Source organism: Sabulicella glaciei (assembly GCF_026183895.1).
Classification (GTDB): Bacteria; Pseudomonadota; Alphaproteobacteria; order Acetobacterales; family Acetobacteraceae; genus Roseococcus; species Roseococcus glaciei.
Genome location: NZ_JAPFQI010000018.1, coordinates 18,178 through 38,425, shown reverse-complemented (window position 1 = coordinate 38,425; position 20,248 = coordinate 18,178). Strand labels below are relative to the sequence as shown.

At 65.4% G+C, this 20,248-nt stretch carries 21 protein-coding genes and 1 pseudogene; 8 read left to right on the top strand and 14 right to left on the bottom strand.

Translation table 11 applies throughout. From position 1 onward, the window contains the following. Positions 1-1,662 precede the first annotated feature (1,662 nt). From OF850_RS18155 to OF850_RS18125, 7 genes are all read right to left on the bottom strand, one after another. Positions 1,663-2,625: a Bug family tripartite tricarboxylate transporter substrate binding protein gene (locus OF850_RS18155; protein WP_301591764.1), complete on the bottom strand. Its 963-nt coding sequence runs from the start codon at positions 2,623-2,625 to the stop codon at positions 1,663-1,665. Between the two features lie 31 nt (positions 2,626-2,656). Next, positions 2,657-3,856: an NAD(P)/FAD-dependent oxidoreductase gene (locus OF850_RS18150; protein WP_301591763.1), complete on the bottom strand. Its 1,200-nt coding sequence runs from the start codon at positions 3,854-3,856 to the stop codon at positions 2,657-2,659. Continuing rightward, positions 3,856-4,164, bottom strand: coding sequence for a non-heme iron oxygenase ferredoxin subunit (locus OF850_RS18145; RefSeq protein ID WP_301591762.1), 309 nt, complete (start codon positions 4,162-4,164; stop codon positions 3,856-3,858). Before OF850_RS18145 ends, OF850_RS18150 begins: the two co-directional genes overlap by 1 nt. Then, positions 4,161-4,595: a Rieske (2Fe-2S) protein gene (locus tag OF850_RS18140; RefSeq protein ID WP_301591761.1), complete on the bottom strand. Its 435-nt coding sequence runs from the start codon at positions 4,593-4,595 to the stop codon at positions 4,161-4,163. The genes OF850_RS18145 and OF850_RS18140 overlap by 4 nt, the downstream gene beginning before the upstream one ends. Continuing rightward, a complete protein-coding gene (locus OF850_RS18135; RefSeq protein WP_301591760.1) occupies positions 4,592-5,704 on the bottom strand; it encodes an amidohydrolase family protein in 1,113 nt (370 codons plus the stop codon). Before OF850_RS18135 ends, OF850_RS18140 begins: the two co-directional genes overlap by 4 nt. After that, positions 5,704-6,771 carry an amidohydrolase family protein gene (locus OF850_RS18130; protein ID WP_301591759.1) on the bottom strand — a complete coding sequence of 356 codons (1,068 nt, stop codon included), beginning with the start codon at positions 6,769-6,771 and terminating at the stop codon, positions 5,704-5,706. Before OF850_RS18130 ends, OF850_RS18135 begins: the two co-directional genes overlap by 1 nt. 71 nt (positions 6,772-6,842) lie before the next feature. Beyond that, the gene (locus tag OF850_RS18125) at positions 6,843-7,520 is read right to left on the bottom strand and encodes a TetR/AcrR family transcriptional regulator (protein WP_301591758.1); all 678 of its coding nucleotides are present in this window, start codon (positions 7,518-7,520) and stop codon (positions 6,843-6,845) included. A 213-nt stretch (positions 7,521-7,733) separates the two neighbouring features. Between OF850_RS18125 and OF850_RS18120 the strand changes: the two genes are divergently transcribed. Together OF850_RS18120 and OF850_RS18115 are read left to right on the top strand one after the other, a co-directional pair. Beyond that, positions 7,734-8,588, top strand: a complete 855-nt coding sequence (locus OF850_RS18120; protein ID WP_301591757.1) for a Bug family tripartite tricarboxylate transporter substrate binding protein — start codon at positions 7,734-7,736, stop codon at positions 8,586-8,588. Positions 8,589-8,952: 364 nt separating this feature from the next. Beyond that, positions 8,953-9,852, top strand: a complete 900-nt coding sequence (locus OF850_RS18115; RefSeq protein WP_301591756.1) for a Bug family tripartite tricarboxylate transporter substrate binding protein — start codon at positions 8,953-8,955, stop codon at positions 9,850-9,852. A 405-nt stretch (positions 9,853-10,257) separates the two neighbouring features. On the opposite strand, the gene OF850_RS18110 is transcribed toward OF850_RS18115, so the two are convergent. Further along, the gene (locus OF850_RS18110) at positions 10,258-11,238 is read right to left on the bottom strand and encodes a quinone oxidoreductase family protein (protein WP_301591755.1); all 981 of its coding nucleotides are present in this window, start codon (positions 11,236-11,238) and stop codon (positions 10,258-10,260) included. A 285-nt stretch (positions 11,239-11,523) separates the two neighbouring features. Between OF850_RS18110 and OF850_RS18105 the strand changes: the two genes are divergently transcribed. Together OF850_RS18105 and OF850_RS18100 are read left to right on the top strand one after the other, a co-directional pair. Further along, positions 11,524-11,751, top strand: coding sequence for a hypothetical protein (locus tag OF850_RS18105; RefSeq protein ID WP_301591754.1), 228 nt, complete (start codon positions 11,524-11,526; stop codon positions 11,749-11,751). Between the two features lie 260 nt (positions 11,752-12,011). Next, complete coding sequence (locus OF850_RS18100) at positions 12,012-12,305, top strand: hypothetical protein (protein WP_301591753.1); 294 nt, start codon at positions 12,012-12,014, stop codon at positions 12,303-12,305. Between the two features lie 310 nt (positions 12,306-12,615). Here OF850_RS18100 and OF850_RS18095 read toward each other — a convergent pair whose 3' ends face one another. Both OF850_RS18095 and OF850_RS18090 read right to left on the bottom strand, forming a co-directional pair. Next, a complete protein-coding gene (locus OF850_RS18095) occupies positions 12,616-12,909 on the bottom strand; it encodes a hypothetical protein (RefSeq protein ID WP_301591752.1) in 294 nt (97 codons plus the stop codon). 10 nt (positions 12,910-12,919) lie between these two features. Further along, a pseudogene (locus OF850_RS18090) lies at positions 12,920-13,398 on the bottom strand (3'-5' exonuclease). 946 nt (positions 13,399-14,344) lie between these two features. On the opposite strand from OF850_RS18090, the gene OF850_RS18085 reads away from it, so the two are divergent. Beyond that, positions 14,345-16,177, top strand: a complete 1,833-nt coding sequence (locus OF850_RS18085; RefSeq protein WP_301591751.1) for a MobA/MobL family protein — start codon at positions 14,345-14,347, stop codon at positions 16,175-16,177. Further along, entirely contained in the window at positions 16,170-16,436 is a 267-nt protein-coding gene (locus OF850_RS18080; protein WP_301591750.1) for a hypothetical protein, read from the top strand. Before OF850_RS18085 ends, OF850_RS18080 begins: the two co-directional genes overlap by 8 nt. A gap of 736 nt (positions 16,437-17,172) precedes the next feature. Here OF850_RS18080 and OF850_RS18075 read toward each other — a convergent pair. After that, positions 17,173-17,478, bottom strand: coding sequence for a DUF433 domain-containing protein (locus tag OF850_RS18075; RefSeq protein WP_301591749.1), 306 nt, complete (start codon positions 17,476-17,478; stop codon positions 17,173-17,175). 62 nt (positions 17,479-17,540) lie between these two features. On the opposite strand from OF850_RS18075, the gene OF850_RS18070 reads away from it, so the two are divergent. Next, entirely contained in the window at positions 17,541-17,786 is a 246-nt protein-coding gene (locus OF850_RS18070; RefSeq protein WP_301591748.1) for a hypothetical protein, read from the top strand. Positions 17,787-17,895: 109 nt separating this feature from the next. Here OF850_RS18070 and OF850_RS18065 read toward each other — a convergent pair whose 3' ends face one another. Next, positions 17,896-18,360 carry a hypothetical protein gene (locus OF850_RS18065; protein WP_301591747.1) on the bottom strand — a complete coding sequence of 155 codons (465 nt, stop codon included), beginning with the start codon at positions 18,358-18,360 and terminating at the stop codon, positions 17,896-17,898. 139 nt (positions 18,361-18,499) lie between these two features. Here OF850_RS18065 and OF850_RS18060 point away from each other — a divergent pair, with 139 nt between their 5' ends. Beyond that, positions 18,500-18,943, top strand: coding sequence for a GFA family protein (locus OF850_RS18060; RefSeq protein ID WP_301591746.1), 444 nt, complete (start codon positions 18,500-18,502; stop codon positions 18,941-18,943). Between the two features lie 136 nt (positions 18,944-19,079). On the opposite strand, the gene OF850_RS18055 is transcribed toward OF850_RS18060, so the two are convergent. Both OF850_RS18055 and OF850_RS18050 read right to left on the bottom strand, forming a co-directional pair. Next, complete coding sequence (locus OF850_RS18055) at positions 19,080-19,697, bottom strand: recombinase family protein (protein WP_301591745.1); 618 nt, start codon at positions 19,695-19,697, stop codon at positions 19,080-19,082. A 208-nt stretch (positions 19,698-19,905) separates the two neighbouring features. Beyond that, complete coding sequence (locus OF850_RS18050) at positions 19,906-20,163, bottom strand: hypothetical protein (RefSeq protein ID WP_301591744.1); 258 nt, start codon at positions 20,161-20,163, stop codon at positions 19,906-19,908. Positions 20,164-20,248: the final 85 nt, after the last annotated feature.

Sequence of the window (20,248 nt, the reverse complement as noted above, 5' to 3'; positions counted from 1 at the left end):
GCGCTGCGCCCTGGAGGGCGCCGTCGCCAAACCATGCGAGGCGGCGCGTCGCCCGCCCACGTTGACGGACCGACACGATAGGCCGTTCGGTCCTGCTCGCCGCCCTGGACCTGCAGAACCGCACCCTGCCCTCACCGAGGAGCGGCTCGCCGCCGTCGCCCGACTGCTCGCGCGTGGCCGCGCCGATGCCCTGGCGCAGGCCGACTACTGGTCCGGTGACGACGCATGGAGCATTGGCTGCCGCGCCTACGCCTTCTCCAAGCACCAGCTCGCCCACGCAGCCGAGAGCGGGCGCTATGCCTGGCAGAGGATCCTCGACGAGACCCACTATTTCGTCTTCCTCATCAAGGGGGTCCCTGTGCGCTTCTTCCGGGGCGACGCGGAGGATCCCACGAAGCGCACGCTGCGCCCGCGGGAGGTGGAGGCGCAGCAGCTTGCCCTCACGCTTGGCAGAGAGGATGCCGAGGTGCTGATGTTCCGCCTCGCGGTGGAGACCGAGCCGGACGGGGCGCTGCGGCGCGTGGTCTTCCTGGCCCTGCGGGGCGAGGAGGGCCGGGTGGAGTGCTTCTGGCCCGTGCCGCTAGGCGGCTGCGAGGCGGAGGCCCAGACACCGGCAAGGGGCACAACAGCAGGGTCTTCATGCAGCTGCCGCTTCCGGTCGGCACGAAGCCAGCTGCCCGTCGGCGTCGCGCGCAGACCAACAGTCAGCTGCGACCGTCGGACACATAAAGGTGAATGCGATAGAGATGGAGAGGCGGGGAAGGCCATGCCCTCCCCGCCTCTCCAGTGTCACGTCTGCCTGGCCCCAGTGGAGCCTACGAGTCGGTGTGTCAGCAGTGAGGAGATTTTCTCGGGTCCGCTGGCAGCTTCATCATCTTGTTGTTGGCCCGATAGTGCGGGCCTGAAATCCGGCGTGCGCGTGACACCATCTGTCCGCCGTGAAGGACTGATAGCGGGAGCGTCGTCGCTGTCCAAGGCGTTTCGCAGCACTAGCCAGGGAATTTCTCCCAAACGGCCTGTCATCGGCTTCCGTCAAGGAATAGCGCCGCCCGCCCTATGCAGCAGCACTTCATCCGAGGCGGGATGGAGATCGCGAAGCTCGGGGGGGAAGGGGCGCGGGCGGCTCTCCTTGATGCGTCACGTTTGACGGTCTTTCTGGCGGCAAACCAGGCTTCACCGGCTCGATCTGGTGTTCGGCTTCGCCCGGAGAAACCACGCTCAATCATCGGCGCACTTCCTCGGGTGTGGGCACGTACGGCTCGCCTTGTTCGGTCACCGCTGGCAGTCCTTCTTGGACGAAGACGGGGCGTTCCTGCTCAAGCTGAGAATTGACAGGGCTGAGGGCAAGGCCGGACATGGGCGAAAGCGATCTCGCTGAGGGGAAGCTCAGTTCTCGCCGTCCTAGGTCTGCGTTCTCCCTAACAAGCATGGCCTGCTCATACTCGATCGCGGTCTCAGCAGCCGCTCAGCCCAGGCGCCGACACCAGTGCGCTTAACGCGTATGGTGAGCCGTCAGACGTCCTGCCAGTGCCTCAGGACCCCGCCCATGCCGGTCGCGCGGCCTCGGGCGAGACCGAAAGAGCGAACGCCGCTCTTTCCATTCCTGACGGGACTGACTGGTTCAGTGCCGTCGGAGTGCAGGAAAATGCACCAGCATCGGGTCTAAACGTCCGCTCGAATATTCCGCTTGCGTACAAGGTCGGTCCACCGCCGCGCCTCGCTTCGCATGAAGCTCTCGAACTGCTGAGGCGTCGTGTCGCCCGGAATGAACGCTCGCTGAGAAAGCTGCTGTCGAACGTCGGGCAGCCGCATGATGTCTTGCACCTCGGACGAAACCTGCCGAACAATTTCAGGCGAGGTGCCGAGGCGAGCGACCAAGCCGTACCAAGAGCTTGCCTCGTAGCCGGGGAAGCCCTGCTCGGCGATCGTTGGCACGTCCGGCAGAAGTTCCAGACGCTGAGCTCCGGTGATGCCGAGCGCACGCAGCCGCCCGTCAGCGATATGGGGAAGGCTGCTGCTGTCGAACATGGCCGAAACCCGTCCGGAAAGCAGATCACTATGGGCGGGCGCGCTCCCGCCATACGCAATCAGGTTGGCGCGCGTGCCACTCATCTCATAGAGCAATTCGCCCGCCAGATGAGTAATGGTGCCGACGCCCGTATGGGCCACGGCAATCTCGCCCGGACGGCGCCGAAGTTCAGCCACGAACTCCTGTACGTTGCGCGCCGGGAAGGAGGGATGGACAACGAGAATGTTCGGAGCTGAGGAAATCAGGCCCACAGCCGTGAAATCCTCGAACGGGCTGTATGGTAGGTTGGCGATCAGAACCGGATTGAGCGCAAAATTCAGCGACACCATGAGGTAGCTGGTTCCGTCGGCCGGCGCGCGTTGCACCGACTGCGTGGCGATAAGGGTGTTGCCGCCCGGCCTGTTCTCCACCACGACAGGAACACCCAGCTTCTCCGATAAGCGCTGGGAGACAGTACGCGCCGAGGTGTCGGCCGCACCGCCAGCCGTGTACGCGACAACGATGCGGATTGGCTTGTCGATCCCACGTGATTGAGCGTGGGCGGCCAATGGCGCCGCCACCATGCCGCCGATCAGGGTACGCCTGTTTGCCATCATGTTCGTTCTCCTCCCTCGGAAGTCTCGCGGATCAGCAAAGCTGTCGTAGCGGTGTCGCTGGATCGCGCAGCACGCCGCGGCTCATGGCCGTTCCCGATGCTATGATCCGCTTGACAGGTGTCGTCTCACGCCCGTTGTCAATCAGTATCGCGCCTCGAACCCGGCCTTCGGAATCGACGCCGAGATAGGCCAGCCTTCCGCCGTCCTCGCGGCACAGCCATTCTAGGCCCGCATCATGCGCGCCGAGGATCTGCACATTGTGCTTGTACTGATCGGTCCAGTGCCAAGGCAGCTCGGAATAGGGTTTGTCTATGCCGCAGAGAGCGCTCGCGACGGCGCTCGGCTGGTGTTGCGCAACTTGCCACGTCTCGAAGCGGACGTGGCGGCCGCAAGACTGGCGGATCCGGGCAACCTCGCCAGCAGCAAAGACGGTTGGGTGCGAGCTGCGGCCTGAGGCATCAACCAAGATGCCATCATCGACCGCGAGGCCCGCCTCATACGCTAGCTCGCTGTTTGGTACGGCGCCGACCGCGACCAGCAGGAGGTCAGCCTCAAATTCCCCACGACTCGTTGCGAGGCGCAAGGCATCTTTCTCGGGATTGACGACGGCCAGCCGGCAGCCGAACTCCAGTGCAACACCAGCCGCGCGGTGCCACCCCTCGATTTGATCACTGACTTCCTTGGGAACGCAGCGGGCCATGGCGCGTTCGCCCATCTCGATCACGGTCACCATGCAGTCGCATTGGATTGCCGCAGCCGCCACCTCCAGGCCAATGAGTCCTGCCCCCGCCACGGCGAGGCGCAGACCCGGTCTCAGCTGTGCGCGCAAGGCTCGCGCATCCGCCATGCTGCGGAGGGTCAGGATGCGGGGATCATTCGCACCCGGCACGAGCAGGCTACGCGCTCTCGCGCCAGTCGCGATAACCAATGAATCATAGGGGATGTGCAGACCTGCTTCCGTCTCCACGCGCGACGATTTCAGATCAACCCGTGCCACCCGCTCGCCGAGGCGCAGAGCTATGCGCTGGTCGGCGTAGGCTTTGGCGTCACGCTGCATGAGCCCCCTCGGCCGCTCCTCGCCGAGAAGGATCTCCTTGGAAAGCGGCGGGCGGTCATAGGGAGGCTCCGTCTCCTCGCCGAGGAGAAGGATTTCACGCTCCGCGTCCAAACCGCGCAGCAGTTCCGCCGTTCGACGTCCCGCCTGACCAGCCCCGATGATGAGCGTTCGCATCAGAGTTGGAACTGCACCACCCCGCCCTCGACGCGCGTGGGATAGGTGGCCAAGTCAACCTCTGCCGGCTCGTCCAGGGCCTTGCCCGTGCGGATGTCGAAGCAGGCTTGATGCAGCGGACATTCCACCTTGCCTCCCTCGCAAAACCCGTCGGAAAGCAGTGCGTACTCATGCGTGCAGATGTCGCTGATGGCGTAGTAGCCGTCCTCTAGGCGGAAGACGGCGATGCGGTCGTCACCGACCTGAATCACCTTCGGCACATCTGGCTCGAACTCGCCCTCCCTCGCCACGTCGTGCCAGGCCATCATTTCATCTCGACGAGGATGTACTGATCCTCCACCGACACCGGGAAGGTCTCAGCCACGAAGGGACCTTCGGCAAGTTCGGCGCCATCCTTTACGGTGACGGCGTAGGAGCGCGCCTTGATGCTGTCGGGGTCGCAGTAGGACTTGCCGGTGCGGATGTCGAACTCCCAGCCATGCCAGGGACATTGCAGCATCTCGAAGGGCCGCGTGCGCTCGTAGACACCTGGCTCACTGGATCGGATGAGCCCGATCAGCTTGCCGTGGCACAGGCTGCCGCCCTCGTGCGGGCACACGTTGCTGATCGCAAAATATTCGCCGCCCACGTGAAAGAGTGCGATCGGCCGTCCCTTCACTTTCACAAGCTTGCTGCCCTTGTCCGGGATCTCGCCCACCTTCGCGACAACATGCCGCGTCAGTGTCGCTGTCGCGCTCATGCCAGGAGGTCTCCGTAGATCGCCTGAGCGTTGCCGGCGAAGATGCCCTGCCTCTCCGCCTCGCTCATGCGGATCTTGAAGGCGTGGCGGGGGTCGTCCGAATCCCAGTGCGGATAGTCGGACGCGAAAACGATCCGGTCCCAGCCCATCCAATCGAGCAGCTGGCGCAGATGCTCGGGCTTCTCGGGCTCCTCCATGGGCTGTGTCGTCCACCAGAAGTTGCGGCGCAGGTATTCCGAGGGCTTCATTTTCAAATGGGGCACCTCGCCGCGAAAGCGATCGAAGAGCCCGTCCATTCGCCAGCCCAAGGGCGCTGCCCAGGCAAAGCCACCCTCGACGACGACAATCTTGAGGTCAGGCAGGCGCTCCGGCACGCCCTCGATGATGAAGCTCGTCACCATGGCGTGCAGGCTCATAGAGACGGCTTGGTGCTCCTCGAAATAGAAGGAAGGCGCGCCGCCGCCGGTCACCGCATGGCCGTTGTTGCCGGAGTTATGCAGGCCGAGCGGGAAGCCGTGATGGGCCGCGGCTTCATAGATGGGCCAGTAGCGCTTGCGGCCCAGCGGCTCGATCGGCCGGGTAACCAGCGCCACCTGCGCGAATCCCTTCATCTTTGCGCAGCGCTCAATCTCCGCCACCGCCCCTTCGGCGTCCTCAGCCATGACGGTAATGGTGCCCTTGAGGCGTGGCTCAGGCTCGATCCACTCCGCTACCTGCCAATCATTGATGGCGCGACAGACGGCATGGGCGCAGTCGATATTGCGCTCATCCAGCGCGCGGGGAAAAAGCGGAAATAGCATCCCACGGTCGATGCCGTTCGCGTCCAGGTGCTGGCGCTGCATCAAAGCGAGGTCCGAGCCGGGCGGGCTCCCATCCTCAGGCCAGGCATCGCGCCGAGCGAGCGCGGGCGTCGCCTTCGGGAAGGCCGTCGAGGAGACAAAGGCTTGCCGAAAGCGCTGACCGAAGCTGTCCAGATGCTCGCGCCAGCGGCTGGAAAGGTAAGGATGCAGATCCTTCATGGAGCGCACGGTGGGGTGGATGTCGCAATCCACCAGTTTGATCCCGGCGTCCTCGGAGCGGACCGGCGCCTGGAGCGTCGAACTGCTCATCACGTGGTCTCCTTCAGACGGGGGTAGGTGGCGAGCGGCGTGTCACGCAAGGCCTTGCTCAGCAAGGCCTTCGGCAGCCCCCGGGTGGGATCGCCGCCCTCGAAGCGCCAGTGCGGATAGTCGGTCGAGAAGAGGAAAATGTCGTCGGCGTCGATCTGTTCGAGCAGCTGATCGAGATAGGTTGGATCCTGCGGCAGATCCCAGGTCTGCAGTGAGAAACGGACCCGTTCGCGCACGATCTCGGCCGGCGAGGCGTCAACCCAGGGAATCTCCTTGCGCATTCCCCGCCACATCTTTGTCCCGCGCCAGAAGAAGCTGGGTAGCCAAGCGATGCCGGATTCGAGCATCACCACACGCAGCGCCGGGAACTTCGTGAAGACCCCTTCGGCGATCAGGCTAAGAAGCTGGCTCTGGAAGGTCAGGGTGAAGCTGCAATGCTCCTCGTAGAGCGTTGAGGGCCAGCCATTCGCGGTGGGCGCGTGGCGCATTGCGCTTCCAGCGTGAATGGCGATCGGCAGCCCGTGCTTCTCTGCCGCCTTGTAGATGGGCCAGTGATGGCGCTGCCCCAGCAATGCCTCGTGGGCACCCAGTACCAGGATCTGCACGAAGCGACGATCTGGCGCCCACCGCTCAATCTCGTCCACAGCAAGCTCGATGTTTTGTGTCGAGATGACGATGGAGGCGCGCAGCCGGTCGTCCTTGTCGAGCCATTCCGCTGCCACCCAGGCGTTGGTCGCGCGGCAGATGGCGGCGCTGAGATCCGCACTGTACATCGCCGGCCCGCCGTAAAGGCAGTTGAGGATGCCGCGGCTGATACCAAACGGGTCAAGCGCCTGGACCTGCATGTCCGCTAGGGTGGAGCCTGGCTTGCGGCCCGGGACACGCCAATCGGGACGCGCGCTGATCGGTGCATTGGGCGGGTAGTAGGCGAGGTCGAGACCATCAACGCCACGAGCGTCAATGACCTCCTGCCAATGTGCATCGAAGTAAGGGAGCAGCGCCTTCATGCCCGGCACAGCCGGATGAATGTCGCAGTCAATCATCCCGGTGGTGGCAATGTGCCCCATCCGCGTTCCTCCTCGAAGCCACGCGCAGCACTTGGACAGCGCCATTGGCAGAACGCTAGGGTTTGCGATACTTACTTGTCAATAAGTTTCCTGACCGCCTTGGGATGGGCGGCGCCCCAGCTCCGCTCAATAAGGTCCAACTGCACAGCGTAATGTTGCGACAATCCGCGAAATCCGCCGCTGTCGCGCGTGATATGAACCGCGTAAAGGAAGCAGCTTGCCACGAGGCGACCGATTTCCTGGCTCGGTGTTTCCGGCCGCAGCTCTCCATTGCGGACCGCTGTTTCGATCCCGACCGCAGCACTGGCCTGGATGTCGCGCCGGAAGGCCACGATGCGCTCGCGCATCACGTCGTCGAGGGCTTCACCCTCCGCAGACAGACGGGTGATGAGACTCCAGGAATTTCCTTCGGTCCCGGTCGGGTTCAGGCGAACGAATGCCTCACGGTTGAAGGCTACCGTGTCGTTAACCTTCTGTGCAAGAGTAGTTGCCGGAGACGTCCATATCGCGCGGTATCGGCCTCCCACTCGTTCGATATAGTCGGCGAGCACGGCCGCCACGAGCCTGGCCTTCGGGCCGAAATGATAGTGGATGTTGGTTGTTGTAATCTCGAGTTCGCTGGCGACGTCACCGTAGCTTACGCCACGGTACCCTCTCAGCGTCAGCAGCCTCGCTGCGACCCGCTTGATCTCGTCTCGCATCTGCACTCGGGGCTCGTTGGAAAGGGTCGTCACAGGCAGGATGCTCATTCAAAATTCCTTGACTCGTAAGTAAGTTATCATTCCGATGAAGGCAATGCGCTCGACAGAGGCGCGATCTTGTCTCGGAGGAATACCACCTTGCGCTTCAGAATTTCACGACGGGCGAGCCTCATAGCGGCACTCTCGTTCGGCGCGGCTCCCGGCTTGGCGCGCCCTGCCCTCGCCCAGCCTGCCTTTCCGAGCCGTCCACTCCGGATTATTGTGCCGGTCGCTGCCGGTGGCATCTCCGACACGATTAGCCGCTTCCTCTCGGAGACGCTGCGCGGTGAATTGGGACAGCCCGTGGTGGTCGAGAACCGGCCCGGCGCAAACGGAATTCTCGCCAGCGAGGCAATCGCCCGGTCGGCGCCCGATGGCTACACCATCGGGTACATGCTTTACGCTGCGATGACACTCAACCCTTTGCTGATGCCAAGTCTATCGTATCGCATGTCCGAATTCTTGCCGCTGACGCCCACCTTCAAAGCCCCAATGGTGTTGGCAGTCGGCAAGGCTGTCCCAGCAACGAACGTCCGCGAGTTTGTAGACTACGTGAAGCGTCAGGGTACGCTCAGCTACGGAACTCTTGGAAACGCCAGCACGGGACAGATTCTGATGGAAATGCTGCGGGGGCAGACGGGCATTGAGCTGGACAATGTTGGCTACCGTGGCGAGACGCTGGCGGTGACGGACTTGATTGCAGGCAACCTCCCGGCCGTCTGCATCTCCTGCATGAATGTGCTGGAGCAGCATCGTGCCGGCAACGCACGGATCATCGGGATCTCGACGCCTGAGCGCCTTCCAGCCCTACCTGATCTACCGACCTTCTCCGAAGCAGGCTTCCCGATCGACTACAGCTACTTCCACGGCCTCATGATGCCTGCAGGCACGCCAGCACCAGTGATCGAAAAGCTCCACCGCTCCATCGGTGGGGCACTCCAGAGTGAGGGTCTTCGCAATCGCTTGACGCCGGACATGCAGCCTTTCGTTCTTAGTCCGACCGAATTTGGGAGATTGCTCAGCGAAGAGACCTCGAAGCTCGGGGAACTTGTTCGGGCACGCGGCATCCGTCTTTGAAGAACCGTGCTTCCGGTGGGCTGATTGTGAGCCTGTGTGGCCTCGCGCAAACGGAAATCTTGGCAGGCATGCGCGCTGAGGACCTCTGGTCGCATACTGCCTCTCGCCCGCTGTCCAGAACGCCACGTGGTCGGCCGAACGAGGTGCCTCGATCAGCGCGCAGATGCTTTGTGTTCTCTGCTTGCCGTGGCGCTCGAAAGGATTTCGGCGGTTGGTTGGTGGCCATTAGCACTTCGCTGCCCACTATCCGCACTGCCAAGGAGAGCACTGCATGAGCATGACACGGCGCCAACTGCTGGGAGTCTCCGTCCTTCTCGCTGCACCGGGCTTGGCCTTAGCCCAGGGGAGCTACCCCACCCGCTCCGTGCGGATCATCGTGCCCTTTGCGCCGGGAGGAGCGGCCGACATCACCTCCCGCCTTTTGGCCGAGCGGTTGCAGCCCATCCTTGGTCAGACCTTTCTGGTAGATAACCGCGGCGGCGCAGGCGGGAACATTGGCGCCGATGTCGTGGCAAAGACCGAGCCGGATGGGCACACCATCCTTCTCAGCACAGCGGCCCTCTTGGCGGCGAACAAGTTCCTCTACCGCCGCTCCATGCCCTTCGACCCGGAGCGTGACCTGGCCCACGTGACCCGCGTCTCGACCGGGACGGTGCTGCTGGTGGTGAACGCCGACCGGCCCTGGCGGACCTTCGCCGATCTCGTCGCCGCCGCGAAGGCCGCGCCGGGGCGCATCAGCCTGGGCTCCTCCGGCACGGGCACAACGAGCCATCTGACGCTCTCTTCCATCAACCGCGCGGCAGGCATGGACATCGCCCACATCCCGTACAGGGGAGGTGGCCCGGCTATCACGGACCTGCTGGCCGGCACGATCGACATGATGTTCGACGTGATCCCGGCACTGATGCCGCATGTCCGTTCGGGCCGCTTCCGGCCGTTGGCCGTGGGCAGCGCCGAGCGCATCACCTATGTGCCCGAGCTGCGCGACGTGCCGGGCATGAAGGAAGTGCTCCCCCAGGCGAACATCGATATGCAGTCCTGGTACTCGATATCCGCCCCCGCGCGCACGCCGGCTCCCGTGATCCAGCGCTTGCACGAAGCCTTGGTGCAGGTCGTCCGCTCCGATGAGTTCAAGGCGCGGCTCGAGCCGATGGGGTTCACCACCGTGTGGGACGAGAGCCCGTCGGCCTTCACTCAATATGTGAAAGAGCAAGAGAAGGTCTGGCAGGGTCTGGTCGAAGCCTCAGGGGCATCGCTGGACTGAGGGCGGCGGGAGTGCGGTGTTCGTGCGAGTAGACCGCCCATCCACTCCTGGAAAAGGGGCGGCCAAGGAGACCGGCCATGGGCATCCCCCTCGATGAGTTGGACGAAGACGCGCTGGAGGAACTTCGCCTCGACCTTTACTGTCCGGACCGTGCCCTCGCCTTTGAGTCCTGGCAGCGACAGATGAAGGCCCTGGAGGCCCGAGGAACCGGCGTTGTTCAAGTGCCGCGTGGCGTGCAAGCACCCGTCCGGCTTCTCGGGATGCACAGGACGAGGCAAGAGCGTGATCTGCACCATACCCGGCCTTGCGGCCGGGTTCTTCTTTTCATGCGCTCGGCCGGAAAGGGAGCATAGGAACAAGGAGTTCCGTCTCCGCAAGACTTTGCGTGGGCGCTACCTGTCTTCCTCAGAAGATGATCACAGGCCGACCACGCAGACCGCCCGCCGTCAGCGCGCGCTGGGCGTCAGCGACCTGCTCGGGTGCGTACTCCCCCGTCACCCGGAGTTTGATCACGCCGCTTTCGGCCATATCCCGAAGCTGCTCCAGCCACTCGGTGCGCTCCAGCACCTCACCTGCCCACACGAGCTTGACCTGGATGCCGCGTTCGCTCGGGGCATCGTCCCAGCGGCGGACTGAGACGCACACGCCCCCGTCTCGGATGGCGGGGAAGGCGCTCTCGCGCAGGAGCGCCGTGTCGAGCAGGGCATCGACGCCCTCAGGCGCCGCCGCACGGATCGCCGCGGCGAAGCCTGGCCCGCGCGACACCACGACGTCCGCGCCGTAACTGCGCACCAGCCCGAACTCATCTGGCTTCGCATCAGCGATCACCCGCAGCCCCTGCCGCTTCGCAATCGCGATCGTGTAGCACGCCAAGAGGCCCGCGCCGCCGCTCACGGCCAGCATTTTCCCCGGGGAGAGACCGGCGATCTCCAGGGCGGACAAGGCAGTCAGGCCATTCATGGGCAGAGTGGACGCTTCCGCAAGCGAGACGCCCTTGGGGATGGGAACCACCGAGGCGGCCGGGGCGATGATATGCGCCGCCTGGGCACCGCCTTCGGCCCGGATCGGCGTGACGGCCGCCATCACCGCGTCCCCGACGCGGAGGCGCTGTGGCACCCCTCGGCCGACAGCCTCTACGTGGCCCGCTGCGTCCATGCCGGGGGTCAGGGGCGGCTCGCCGCGCCCGGGGTCGCGCACGACGATGTCGGTGGGGTTGACCGCCGCGGCCTGGACGCGGATGCGGACTTCGCCAGCAGCCGGCGCCCGCACGGTACGCTCAATGATCCGGATCACGTCGTAACCGCCTCGGGCAGTGTAGATGACCGCCTTTCCCGACACGGGCTGGGGAACCGGCTCGCCAGCCTCATCTGACACGGGTTTGGTCATCTTGCCTCTCCGTCGTTTGCTCGGCTTCACATAAGCCGCCCCTCAGGTTGGCGACTACGCGGTCCAGGAGTCCACGATTGAACGGCGCTTAGGCGTGCTGTGGAGATGCAGCCAAGTTTGCCTCTCGAAAGCATTGAAGAGAGCGAGCCGGCGCGTCGGCTATCGACCAGGGTCTAACCGGGTGACTGTCCGCAAGGGGCGTGAAATCCGAGGGAGCGAGCGCGGCCAGAGGATCGACAGCGGCTCCGGGCCAGTTTTCGATAGAGCCGAACGGGAGACCTCGACGTGAAGCTGGCCGCCTTTGCCCTGTTTGCTGCCACTGCCCTCGCTGGGTGTGCGACATCTCCCCTGCCCGCGCCAACCCAGCCTCATCAGCTTCAAGCCGTGCAAGCCGACTGGAGGGAGCGGCTTGCTGAAATGGAGCGGCGCTTTCCGCTGGAGCAGAGCGGCACCGAAGCCAGCGACGCTCTGTGGCAATGGAGCTTGCTCAGGCCCATCACAATGCGTGGTTAAGTATGGAACTGGTGCCCCGCCCATACGGGCTTCAGGCTGACACGGCACTTCTGACGAACCACCCGGTCGCTCAGGCCCAAAGCGTCCAAAGGGAAAGCCAAGCGCGCCGGGAGGCGGCACCTCCTTCGCCCCTCCCCTTTCGGCAAGAACAGGTAGGCGGCAACCCAGACCTTGGCGCTGACTGCGCCTGTGACCGCTTCACCGACAGGGTGCGATGCACGCTTTCCATTCGTCTCGGCATCGGGATGGGTGGAGCCAACATGGGAGGCTCCCTTTTCACGGTCGATGGCGGCCAAAGCTGGAGCATCGTCAGTGAGCGGCCCATCCAGGCTGCTCGCCTGCGAGTGGACCGCCACCCGCCGATCAGTGCGACCTGCCGGGGCGCCTTGGATAGCTGTCAGATCACCGGGCCGGCGGCTGCGGCACTCACCCGTCAACTGCGTGGCGGAACCACCCTCGCGGCGCAGCTCGTCGGCGTCCGGTCTATCTTGGACAACGATGTGTCCCTTGCCGGCGCCGATCAGCTTTGGCAGGTCACCGCCCCATTCCGCTGAGCCAGTTTCCGCATGGGTCACAACCTCCGGCCACGCCAGATCCGCGACCGAATCCTTGCTGGCCCGGCCGATGCCCTCTTGGGGTCGGAGATCACGCTCGACTGCGAGCCAAGGTGCCGGAGAGGCGTGCGGGTACAGCTTCAGCCCAGTCAGGTCAGGCCCGGCGAGACCGCCGCCGCCCTCCTTCGGCGCCTGCGTTGCTCGGCTTGCGGAAGGGAGCCGATGCGGATCTCTGTGCAAGTCATCCGGAGCGGGGCGCCGATGGAACTCGTGCTGAAAGGCCCAGGGGGCGCTGTCCTGAGCGGGGTGCTCAGTGCGAGAACCCGGACGGGCCGGAGGCATAGTTCTTCACGAAAGCATCCACGGCACTGTCGAAAGAAGTCTTGGGCTCGGCCAGCGACCGAACCTGCATGAGACGGGGCTTGGTCCCGTCGGTGGGCTCCCCCTCCATGATGAGCAGCCACCCCGCCAGCCCGCGCTCGCTGAGTGAGCCTTCGAGGTCCTCAATCCGTTCATCCGAGGGATCGGCGTCGCGGCCCAGCAGCATGAACCGGCCATCGGTGACGAGCACCACCCAGCGCCGCTCCTTCTTGAATCCGTCCAAGGCCCCTCCCCTATCGCTCACTGCTGGAAGGGATGAAACGCATCGCCCCGAAGCACGGCCGGTCGTGGAGGTGGCGTAGCACCTGCGCGGCCAGAACGGCATCCTCGTAGGCGCCGTGAATGTGACCATCCCGGCTCAGCCCGATCTCGGCGAGGACCAGATCGAGCTTGCCCCGCTTGCCCGGGTACCGCTTCCGCCAGCCATGGACGGTGCAGCACCGCGGCGCTGACGCGTCGAAGCCGCCAACCCCGAGGCGCCCGAACTCCTGGCCTCTCATCCGAAGATCGAAGGACAGGTTGTGCGCCACCAGCACCGCACCCGGCTGAAAGCCAGGATGCTCTCGGCATGACGCTCAAACGGGTCCTGCCGACGTAGATAGGCGTCGGTCAGTCCATGGACCGACTGGGCGAAGGGGTTGTTCGGCCGGCCCGGGTTGAAGACCAGATGCAGGCTGTCGATCAGTTCCAGCTCGGGTGAAAGACGCAGCATGCCCAGCGACACCACCCGGTCATGCTGGGACGTGCCGGTGGTCTCGGTGTCGAACACCACGACTTCCTCGGCTCCATCCAGGCGGCTCATCATCACCCCTTCATCCCCAGCTGGGGCCTCGATCATCGTTGCTTGCCTCACCACGGGACGGCCGTCCCATCAGCTGATCGCATTCATACCCTTGTCTCCCTGTCTTGGTTCGCCCAACCACCGAAACGGTCGAAGTCGGCTTCTCAAAATCACCACATCCCTGCCGCATCGCTGCGCCAAGGATGCACTCGTTTGAGCCGTCCCGGCCCACTCATGCGTTTGTTCTCTTTTCCCGACGCAGGCTTGCAGCAAAGATGAGACAGGGATGCGGCACATGTGGGCTCACGACCCCGTTTTATCCGTTCTTTGACTCATACTTGCTCCTCCCCGGCTCGTTTCCGGCGCAAGGCTGCGCCATCACGCCTCACCTTTGAGCGCGTCAGGTGCATCCGTGGGTCCCTGAGACGGAGCATCTGCCGCAGCAACTGGCGCATCGCCCGATTTTTTTCGGCGAGAACGCCGGGGTCCCACGGTCCGGCCAGTCCGAAATCGGCGCCCGGCACCACGCCAGGCCTCCACCTTTTCGCCGCCAACCCGGGCCTGAGACACGACCTCTAAAACACCGCCCAGCATCACGTCCGTGTCCACCGAAAGCGCCTCGGCCGCGATCAGAAGCGAAGCCATCTCACTCACGGCTTGCTCCCCATGCGGTGACCCGAGGCATCTATCCCCGCCTCGCCTTCCGGACAGGGGCACGGCACGATCGAGAGGGAAAAGGGGGATGGAAACTCAGTGTGCGCAATTACGCGCGATTGTGCTTCTTCTCGCCCTTGCGCAGCGAAAATCGGGGGATAGGTAGCCGCGAATTGGGGTGAGCGCTCGTGTGCCCTTGCACGCGGGATGAGGGGGCTTGGCGATGCGCACGTTGCACTTCCGGATGAGCCATATCAGTCGCAGCGGCGGTGCATCCGCGATGGCGATGGGGGCGTATGACAGCGGCGAAACGCTGACCTGTGCGCGCACTGGACGCACTTACAGCTACGACAAGCCCGACATTGTTTGCGCATCCATCATGGTGCCAAAGGGCTGCGATCACCTGCCCCAGGCGACGGATCGCGCTGCGCTTTGGAACTCTGCCGAGGCAGCGGAAGACGAGTGGGCTACGCGCCACTTCGCCCGCGCCGAAGGCCAGGCTCGGAGTTTCATGGCGGCCCATCCTGACCGGCCCTTAGCGGGTGAGGTGGTGCTTCCCGATGGGCTGACGGCCAAGGAGGAATCAACCTTGGTCAGCCGGATCATGCGCGAGCAGGTCCGTCCCTTCTTTCCTCCCGGCCACGCGGGGCTCGTCCTCACCCAGGATGTGCTGACTGACGAGACAGGCGAGCGCCTCCTGCGCTGGCAAGCGGTGCCTCCGGCGCAGCACCACACGGAGACGGCGCGGACGGCGTTACGCTTCATCATTGCCCTGCCCCGCGACCTGACAGAGGACCAGCAGCGCGAACTGGCCGAGGCTTGGCTGGAGGAGCGCTTCGTGCGGCACGGCTATGTCGCCGACTTCGCCATCCGTTGGACGGTGGGCAATCCCCACCTACATGTCCGCGTCACCCGACGTGCGCTCCAGCCGGATGGCACTTGGGCGGATAGCAAGGACCGGGGCATCACCACCGAAGACGGCTTGCGCGAAAGCCGGCGCTCCTTTGTCGAGGCGGCGAACGTGGCCATGGTGAAGGCCGGACTTGAGACCCGCTGCGACTGGCGCTCCTATGAGGATGCCGGGGTGGCGCTGCGGCCCACGGTCCATGAGGGCTACTGGTCGCGGGCCATGGCCCTGGCGGGTCAGGCTTCGGAAGCGCAGAAGCACAACGCCGAGGTCTGGGCCGCCAACGCGGAAGCGGTGCTGGAAGACCCCGAGATCATCATCCGCGAGGTCGCCCGTCAGCGGGCCACCTTCACCGAACGCGATCTCCTGGCCGAGCTGTGGAAGCGCACCCAGGGGGAAGAGGTGTCCTTTCTGGCCGCGAGCGAACGTCTCCTGGCTTCGCCCCTGGTCGAAGCGGTGGGCGCGGAGCCGGACAGCACGCCGCGGTACGCCCTCAAAGAGTATCTCGCCACCGAACGAGCGATGTTCGAGCACGCGGCCCGGCTCGCGGCGACGAAGGGTCATCACGGCGTGGACGGTGCGCGGCTGGAAGCAGCCATGGGCTCGGGCGGTGCCTATGCCAGGCTTTCGAATGGTACGCCTCGGGGCACCGGGTCCTGGGCTTGGCTCCCACCGGCAAGGCAGCCGATGGACTGGCGCGCGAGGCGGGCATCCCCACAGGGCGGACGCTCGCCGCCCTGTTCCACGCCGACGACACTATCCAGGTGCTGCGCGAGCAGTTGGCGAATGGCAGCGCGGATGGAAAACATCCGCCGTCAGCGACCCGATGCAAGCGATCCGGCCAACCCCGACTGGATGCGCAAGGCCTCCGAGCAGCTGGCCCAGGGCGAAGTGATGCCCGCGCTGCTCGCCTATGACAGGCGAGGCCGGGTCGGGTTTGGCGACGACACCGACGCCGCGGTGAAGCTGCTCGTGGACCGGTGGTGGGAGAAGAGGAAGGCCAACCCCGGCTGCTCGACCATCGCCCTGGCCTACACCCGCGCCCATGTCGGGCTGCTGAACAAGGCGATGCGCGACCGGCGGGTGATATGCGGTGAGTTGTCCGGCCCGGCGGTGACGGTGGGGGGGCAAGCCCTGGACGGTGGGTGACCGGATGGTGTTCGGCCAGAATGACCGCAACGGCGCAAAGGTCGCGAACGTCGCCAAGGGGCTCGCCGAGGCCGGGGTAAGCAACGGTGCCCACGGGACGGTGACGGCCATCGAGCAAGGCAAGGACGGGCCGACCTTCCGGGTGAAGCTGGACGGGGGCGGCCGGATCGGCCGCACACGCCTTGTCGCAAATCCGCGCGGCTATGTGGGCCACGAACCCAATCTCGCCTTCCGCCCGGATCTCGTCGCCGAACTGTGAGAAGGCGGTGCCATAAGCGAGTACGACGTGGACATCGGAGGCTGTTCGCCCGGCTCGGCCCTGTGAATTGGCCCGCTCTTGCATGATGGCGCGCACCCGGCCGGCGACCCATTGATGCGCGCGCAGCAGCCGCTGGGCGCCTGGCAGCGCGCGGTGCCGGACGCTGTCGTCGTCGCGGAGCCGCCAGATGCGGCCGGCGATGAGTTGCTGCCGTAACCGTTCCGCTTCCCCGGGCGCGAAGGATTGCGGGTCCAGCGACAACAGGCGGCTGGTCTCCGTCCAGGCGGCCTCGGCCGCATCGAGCAGCCGGGGACCACGCTGCGGCATGACACCCTCCGGCGCTTCGGCTTCGAAGAGCCGCGCGATCCATTGGCCGTCCATGAGCGGCGCGTCCGACAGGAGGGTGTGGCGCCGCGCGAGGCGGCGCAGGAGCGCGCCCACCTCCGCAACGGAGAGGCCATCCTTCAGTTCTTCGCGCCGGATCCCGTGCACCGCTGCGGATTGCTCGTCCCAATCCGCCCACCCTGGCGCCGGCCGGATCAAGCAACTCCCCGTCTCACCGGTGTCCGCCGCTCATCCCAGTTCGATCGGCACGCTGGCTTCGGACAGCGAGGTCGCCTCCAGGTCGATGAAACAGAGCGGTGCCGTTGAAACGCCCGACATGGCCGGTTCTCACATGGGCTCGTCTTTTCGATGCGAGCCGTCTGGGCTCCGTGCTTCCTGCCGTCGATGCCAATCAGCCGTCGTCTCGGGCGTGCGGCACAAATCCGCGGCGCACCAATCGCCCGCCCGCAGGGACAGCGGCCGAGGGCGCTTGCGGCCGATCGCGCAGCGGCTCCGCCGCGACATAGCGCACGGCCTCTTCGACCATCTCGGCGGTCAGGCTCGGATAGTCCTGCAGGATCTCCTCCATCGGCAGGCCGTGCCGCACCGCAGCCGCGACATCGCGCGCCGGCACGCGCGTGCCCCGCAGTACGGGCTCGCGCCCGCCCAGGATCCCAGTATCGATCACCACCGCAGGCCGCGGATCGCCTTGCGCCACTTCTGGCCTCCATCGCCTCAAACACCTGTATGATAGCGCGTCAGCCGAGCAGGACCGCCGCCATGAGGAACCCGCCCGAGGCCATTGACCCAGCTGCCCCGGACGACCACGTGCCCTTTGACCGCCTCACCGAGGCGGAGCGGGCCGAGGCGCTGACCCGAATGCGCGAGAACTTCCGCAACCCAGGCCCGGACATCCGCGCCTTCTATGCCACGATCGGGCAGCGGACGGGCGCCTCAGGCATCGACGAGAAGGGCCGCCTGGTGCGACAGCGGGCCGACGGGTCGCTGGAGGTCCTGAAGGAATAATCTTGCATCACCGCGTGACCGGCCTGGATCAGCCATAGGCCTTCCGGCTCGACGCCGGCCTCGCGGCAGAGTTCCTTGATGCGGCGCAGCATGGCGCAGGACATGGCCTTCACGGCTCAGTTCCTTGCGGTCCCCGGACGGCCGCTTTCAGCGGGCCTGGCGAAGGGGTGCAAGTCGAGCGGCCATGCGCCTGGGCCTCGGCCCAGGCCCGCTCGCCCCGCGTGACTTTCCATGTCCCCAGGGTGCGAAGCCGGCCATCGGGCGTGCCATGGCGCGCACAGGTTCGCCGGGACGCGTCCGACAGCTGGGCCAGGATCGCCTGGGCCGCCTTGACGCACAGCGGGTTCGCCTCCGGCGCCGGCTTCGCGGCCACATCGATGCCACCGAACTTCTCCCGCAGATGCGCGTGCGACAGGACGTCCCCGAGACCCGCAGCCGCCAACTGCTCCGCGGCGTCCTCGACGAGACCCAGCCAGCCGATCGGCAAGGCCTGGGGCGCTCGCCTCAGAGCCGGCACCAACGCGGCGATCCACGCACAACGGCTTTCCCACTCGCATTCGTCGGCTGGAATCATGGCTCAGCCTCGTCGAACGACTGGACCGTCATCAATCGTCGGCTCCGACGTAGGTCAGTGGCATTGGGCATGCGGCGTTTTAGAAGACCGGGTTTGCCGCGAGAGGTAGGATCACGGCACGACCAAGAGGCTTCCCACAATGACCTTTCCTCGTGAAGGCGGGTGCCAATGCGGGGCGATCCGCTATGTCGTGGACGAGCCGCCAAAGCTGATCTTTGCTTGCCACTGCAAGGACTGCCAGCGGCGCAGTGGCGCGGCCGTGGTCGTTTCCCTGATCGTCCGCGACCAAGCCTTTCGCATCACGAACGGACACCCGACGCCGCAAAGACGAACCAACGACCAGGGACGTGTCTTGGAGCACTGGTTCTGTGCCGATTGCGGCACCCCCTTGCTCGGCATGGCGCGCGGGACCACGCCGAACCTGTACCAGACGGTGCGGGTGGGCACGATGGACGATGTTGCTGGACTGTCGCCCTCTGTTCACGTCTGGACCCGCAGCGCCCAGGACTGGGTTTCGATGCCGTCGAACGCGAGATGCTTCGAGGGCAACCCTCCAGGGCCTCTTTTGGCGCTTGCCGAATAAGCTAGGTCCCCCAGCATGCCCCGTGCCCGATCATCAGCCACTGCTGCGCTGATCGACCCCGCAAGGATGTCGAGGCCATCTGGTGGCAGGTCTTCGGGCCGGTCGTCCCAACCGTAAGCACGCCTTGGGGAACCGTTCACTTCTGCGCAACCAGTCGTTTGCCGAACTCGTCCTCGTCGATCTCGGGCTGCAGACGCTGCACAGTGGATCGGCCGACGCCGAGGATCCGCGCCACCTCAGCCTGGCTGCGGCCGGCGGCGAGCAACTCGCGGGCGTGATCGCGCTGCGCCGCCTTCAAGGCGGGCCGGCGCCCCAGCATGCGTCCGTTGCGCTTCGCCGCGTCGAGACCGGCCATGACGCGCTCGCGGATGGTGCTGCGCTCCAGTTCGGCGAAGACCGCCACCATCTGCATCAGGGCGCGGCCGGCTGGCGTGCGCGTGTCGAAGCCTTCCGTGAGGCTGCGGAAGTGGATCTTCCGTTCATCCAGGTCCCGCAGCAGCTGCAGCACACCCACGGTGGAGCGGCCGAGGCGGTCCAGCTTCCACACCCCCAGCGTGTCGCCGGGCCGCAGCGCGCCAAGCGCCGCCTCCATGCCAGGCCGCTGCATGACCGAGCCGCTGACGCCCTCGTCCACATGCACCACCGCTGCGCCGGCTTCGGCCAGCGCCTGGCGCTGCAGCTCGGCCGTCTGCTCGGTCGTGGATACTCGGGCATAGCCAACCAGGCGTGGCCCCTCGGGCAAGCCTTCGAACAAGGCGGGGGTGACCACCTCCGCGCGGGCGGTTCGAGCAGATGCTTTTCGGGCAGGGGTTTTCGGGCATCGCGGCACCGCGGAAAACTAACACCGACGATTCTGCCCGAAAACTACTGTTTTCGGGCAGAACTGGCGGTGGCCTCGCTGGATCCACTCTGTTGGCCCCACGGGCGAAGTAGGGTCTGTGCAAAGAGCACGCCCCACTCCTTCAGAGATGGAGCAGCCCCCGCACGACATCGTTCTGCATGAGCAGATCGCTGGCGTACGGTCGCGCATCTTGCCGATAGCCCATGTCGGCGAGCATCCGATCGTTCACATAGGCGAGTTCGTTCCGCTCGCTCGGCGCCTTGAACGATTGAAGCCAAGCAGCAAAGCGGTCGAGGAAGCCTTTCGAGCGGCCTTCCAGCCTGCTGGCTGGCTTGGCGAGAGGGATCTCAAAGGCATAGATTGGCGCTGAAGCGGACATCGTAGACCTCCCCTGCAGGCCCGGCCGGCACCCCAGACCATCCGGGGTTTTCCGCCATGCCGTCCTGCATCGATGCCCCGAGGAT

Excerpts from the sequence above, each read along its gene's own strand:
- OF850_RS18155 (WP_301591764.1), bottom strand. The coding sequence starts at position 2,625 with ATGATGGCAAACAGGCGTACCCTGATCGGCGGCATGGTGGCGGCGCCA.
- OF850_RS18150 (WP_301591763.1), bottom strand. The coding sequence starts at position 3,856 with ATGCGAACGCTCATCATCGGGGCTGGTCAGGCGGGACGTCGAACGGCG.
- OF850_RS18145 (WP_301591762.1), bottom strand. The coding sequence starts at position 4,164 with ATGATGGCCTGGCACGACGTGGCGAGGGAGGGCGAGTTCGAGCCAGAT.
- OF850_RS18140 (WP_301591761.1), bottom strand. The coding sequence starts at position 4,595 with ATGAGCGCGACAGCGACACTGACGCGGCATGTTGTCGCGAAGGTGGGC.
- OF850_RS18135 (WP_301591760.1), bottom strand. The coding sequence starts at position 5,704 with ATGAGCAGTTCGACGCTCCAGGCGCCGGTCCGCTCCGAGGACGCCGGG.
- OF850_RS18130 (WP_301591759.1), bottom strand. The coding sequence starts at position 6,771 with ATGGGGCACATTGCCACCACCGGGATGATTGACTGCGACATTCATCCG.
- OF850_RS18125 (WP_301591758.1), bottom strand. The coding sequence starts at position 7,520 with ATGAGCATCCTGCCTGTGACGACCCTTTCCAACGAGCCCCGAGTGCAG.
- OF850_RS18110 (WP_301591755.1), bottom strand. The coding sequence starts at position 11,238 with ATGACCAAACCCGTGTCAGATGAGGCTGGCGAGCCGGTTCCCCAGCCC.
- OF850_RS18100 (WP_301591753.1), top strand. The coding sequence starts at position 12,012 with ATGGGAGGCTCCCTTTTCACGGTCGATGGCGGCCAAAGCTGGAGCATC.
- OF850_RS18085 (WP_301591751.1), top strand. The coding sequence starts at position 14,345 with ATGCGCACGTTGCACTTCCGGATGAGCCATATCAGTCGCAGCGGCGGT.
- OF850_RS18070 (WP_301591748.1), top strand. The coding sequence starts at position 17,541 with ATGAGGAACCCGCCCGAGGCCATTGACCCAGCTGCCCCGGACGACCAC.
- OF850_RS18065 (WP_301591747.1), bottom strand. The coding sequence starts at position 18,360 with ATGATTCCAGCCGACGAATGCGAGTGGGAAAGCCGTTGTGCGTGGATC.
- OF850_RS18060 (WP_301591746.1), top strand. The coding sequence starts at position 18,500 with ATGACCTTTCCTCGTGAAGGCGGGTGCCAATGCGGGGCGATCCGCTAT.
- OF850_RS18050 (WP_301591744.1), bottom strand. The coding sequence starts at position 20,163 with ATGTCCGCTTCAGCGCCAATCTATGCCTTTGAGATCCCTCTCGCCAAG.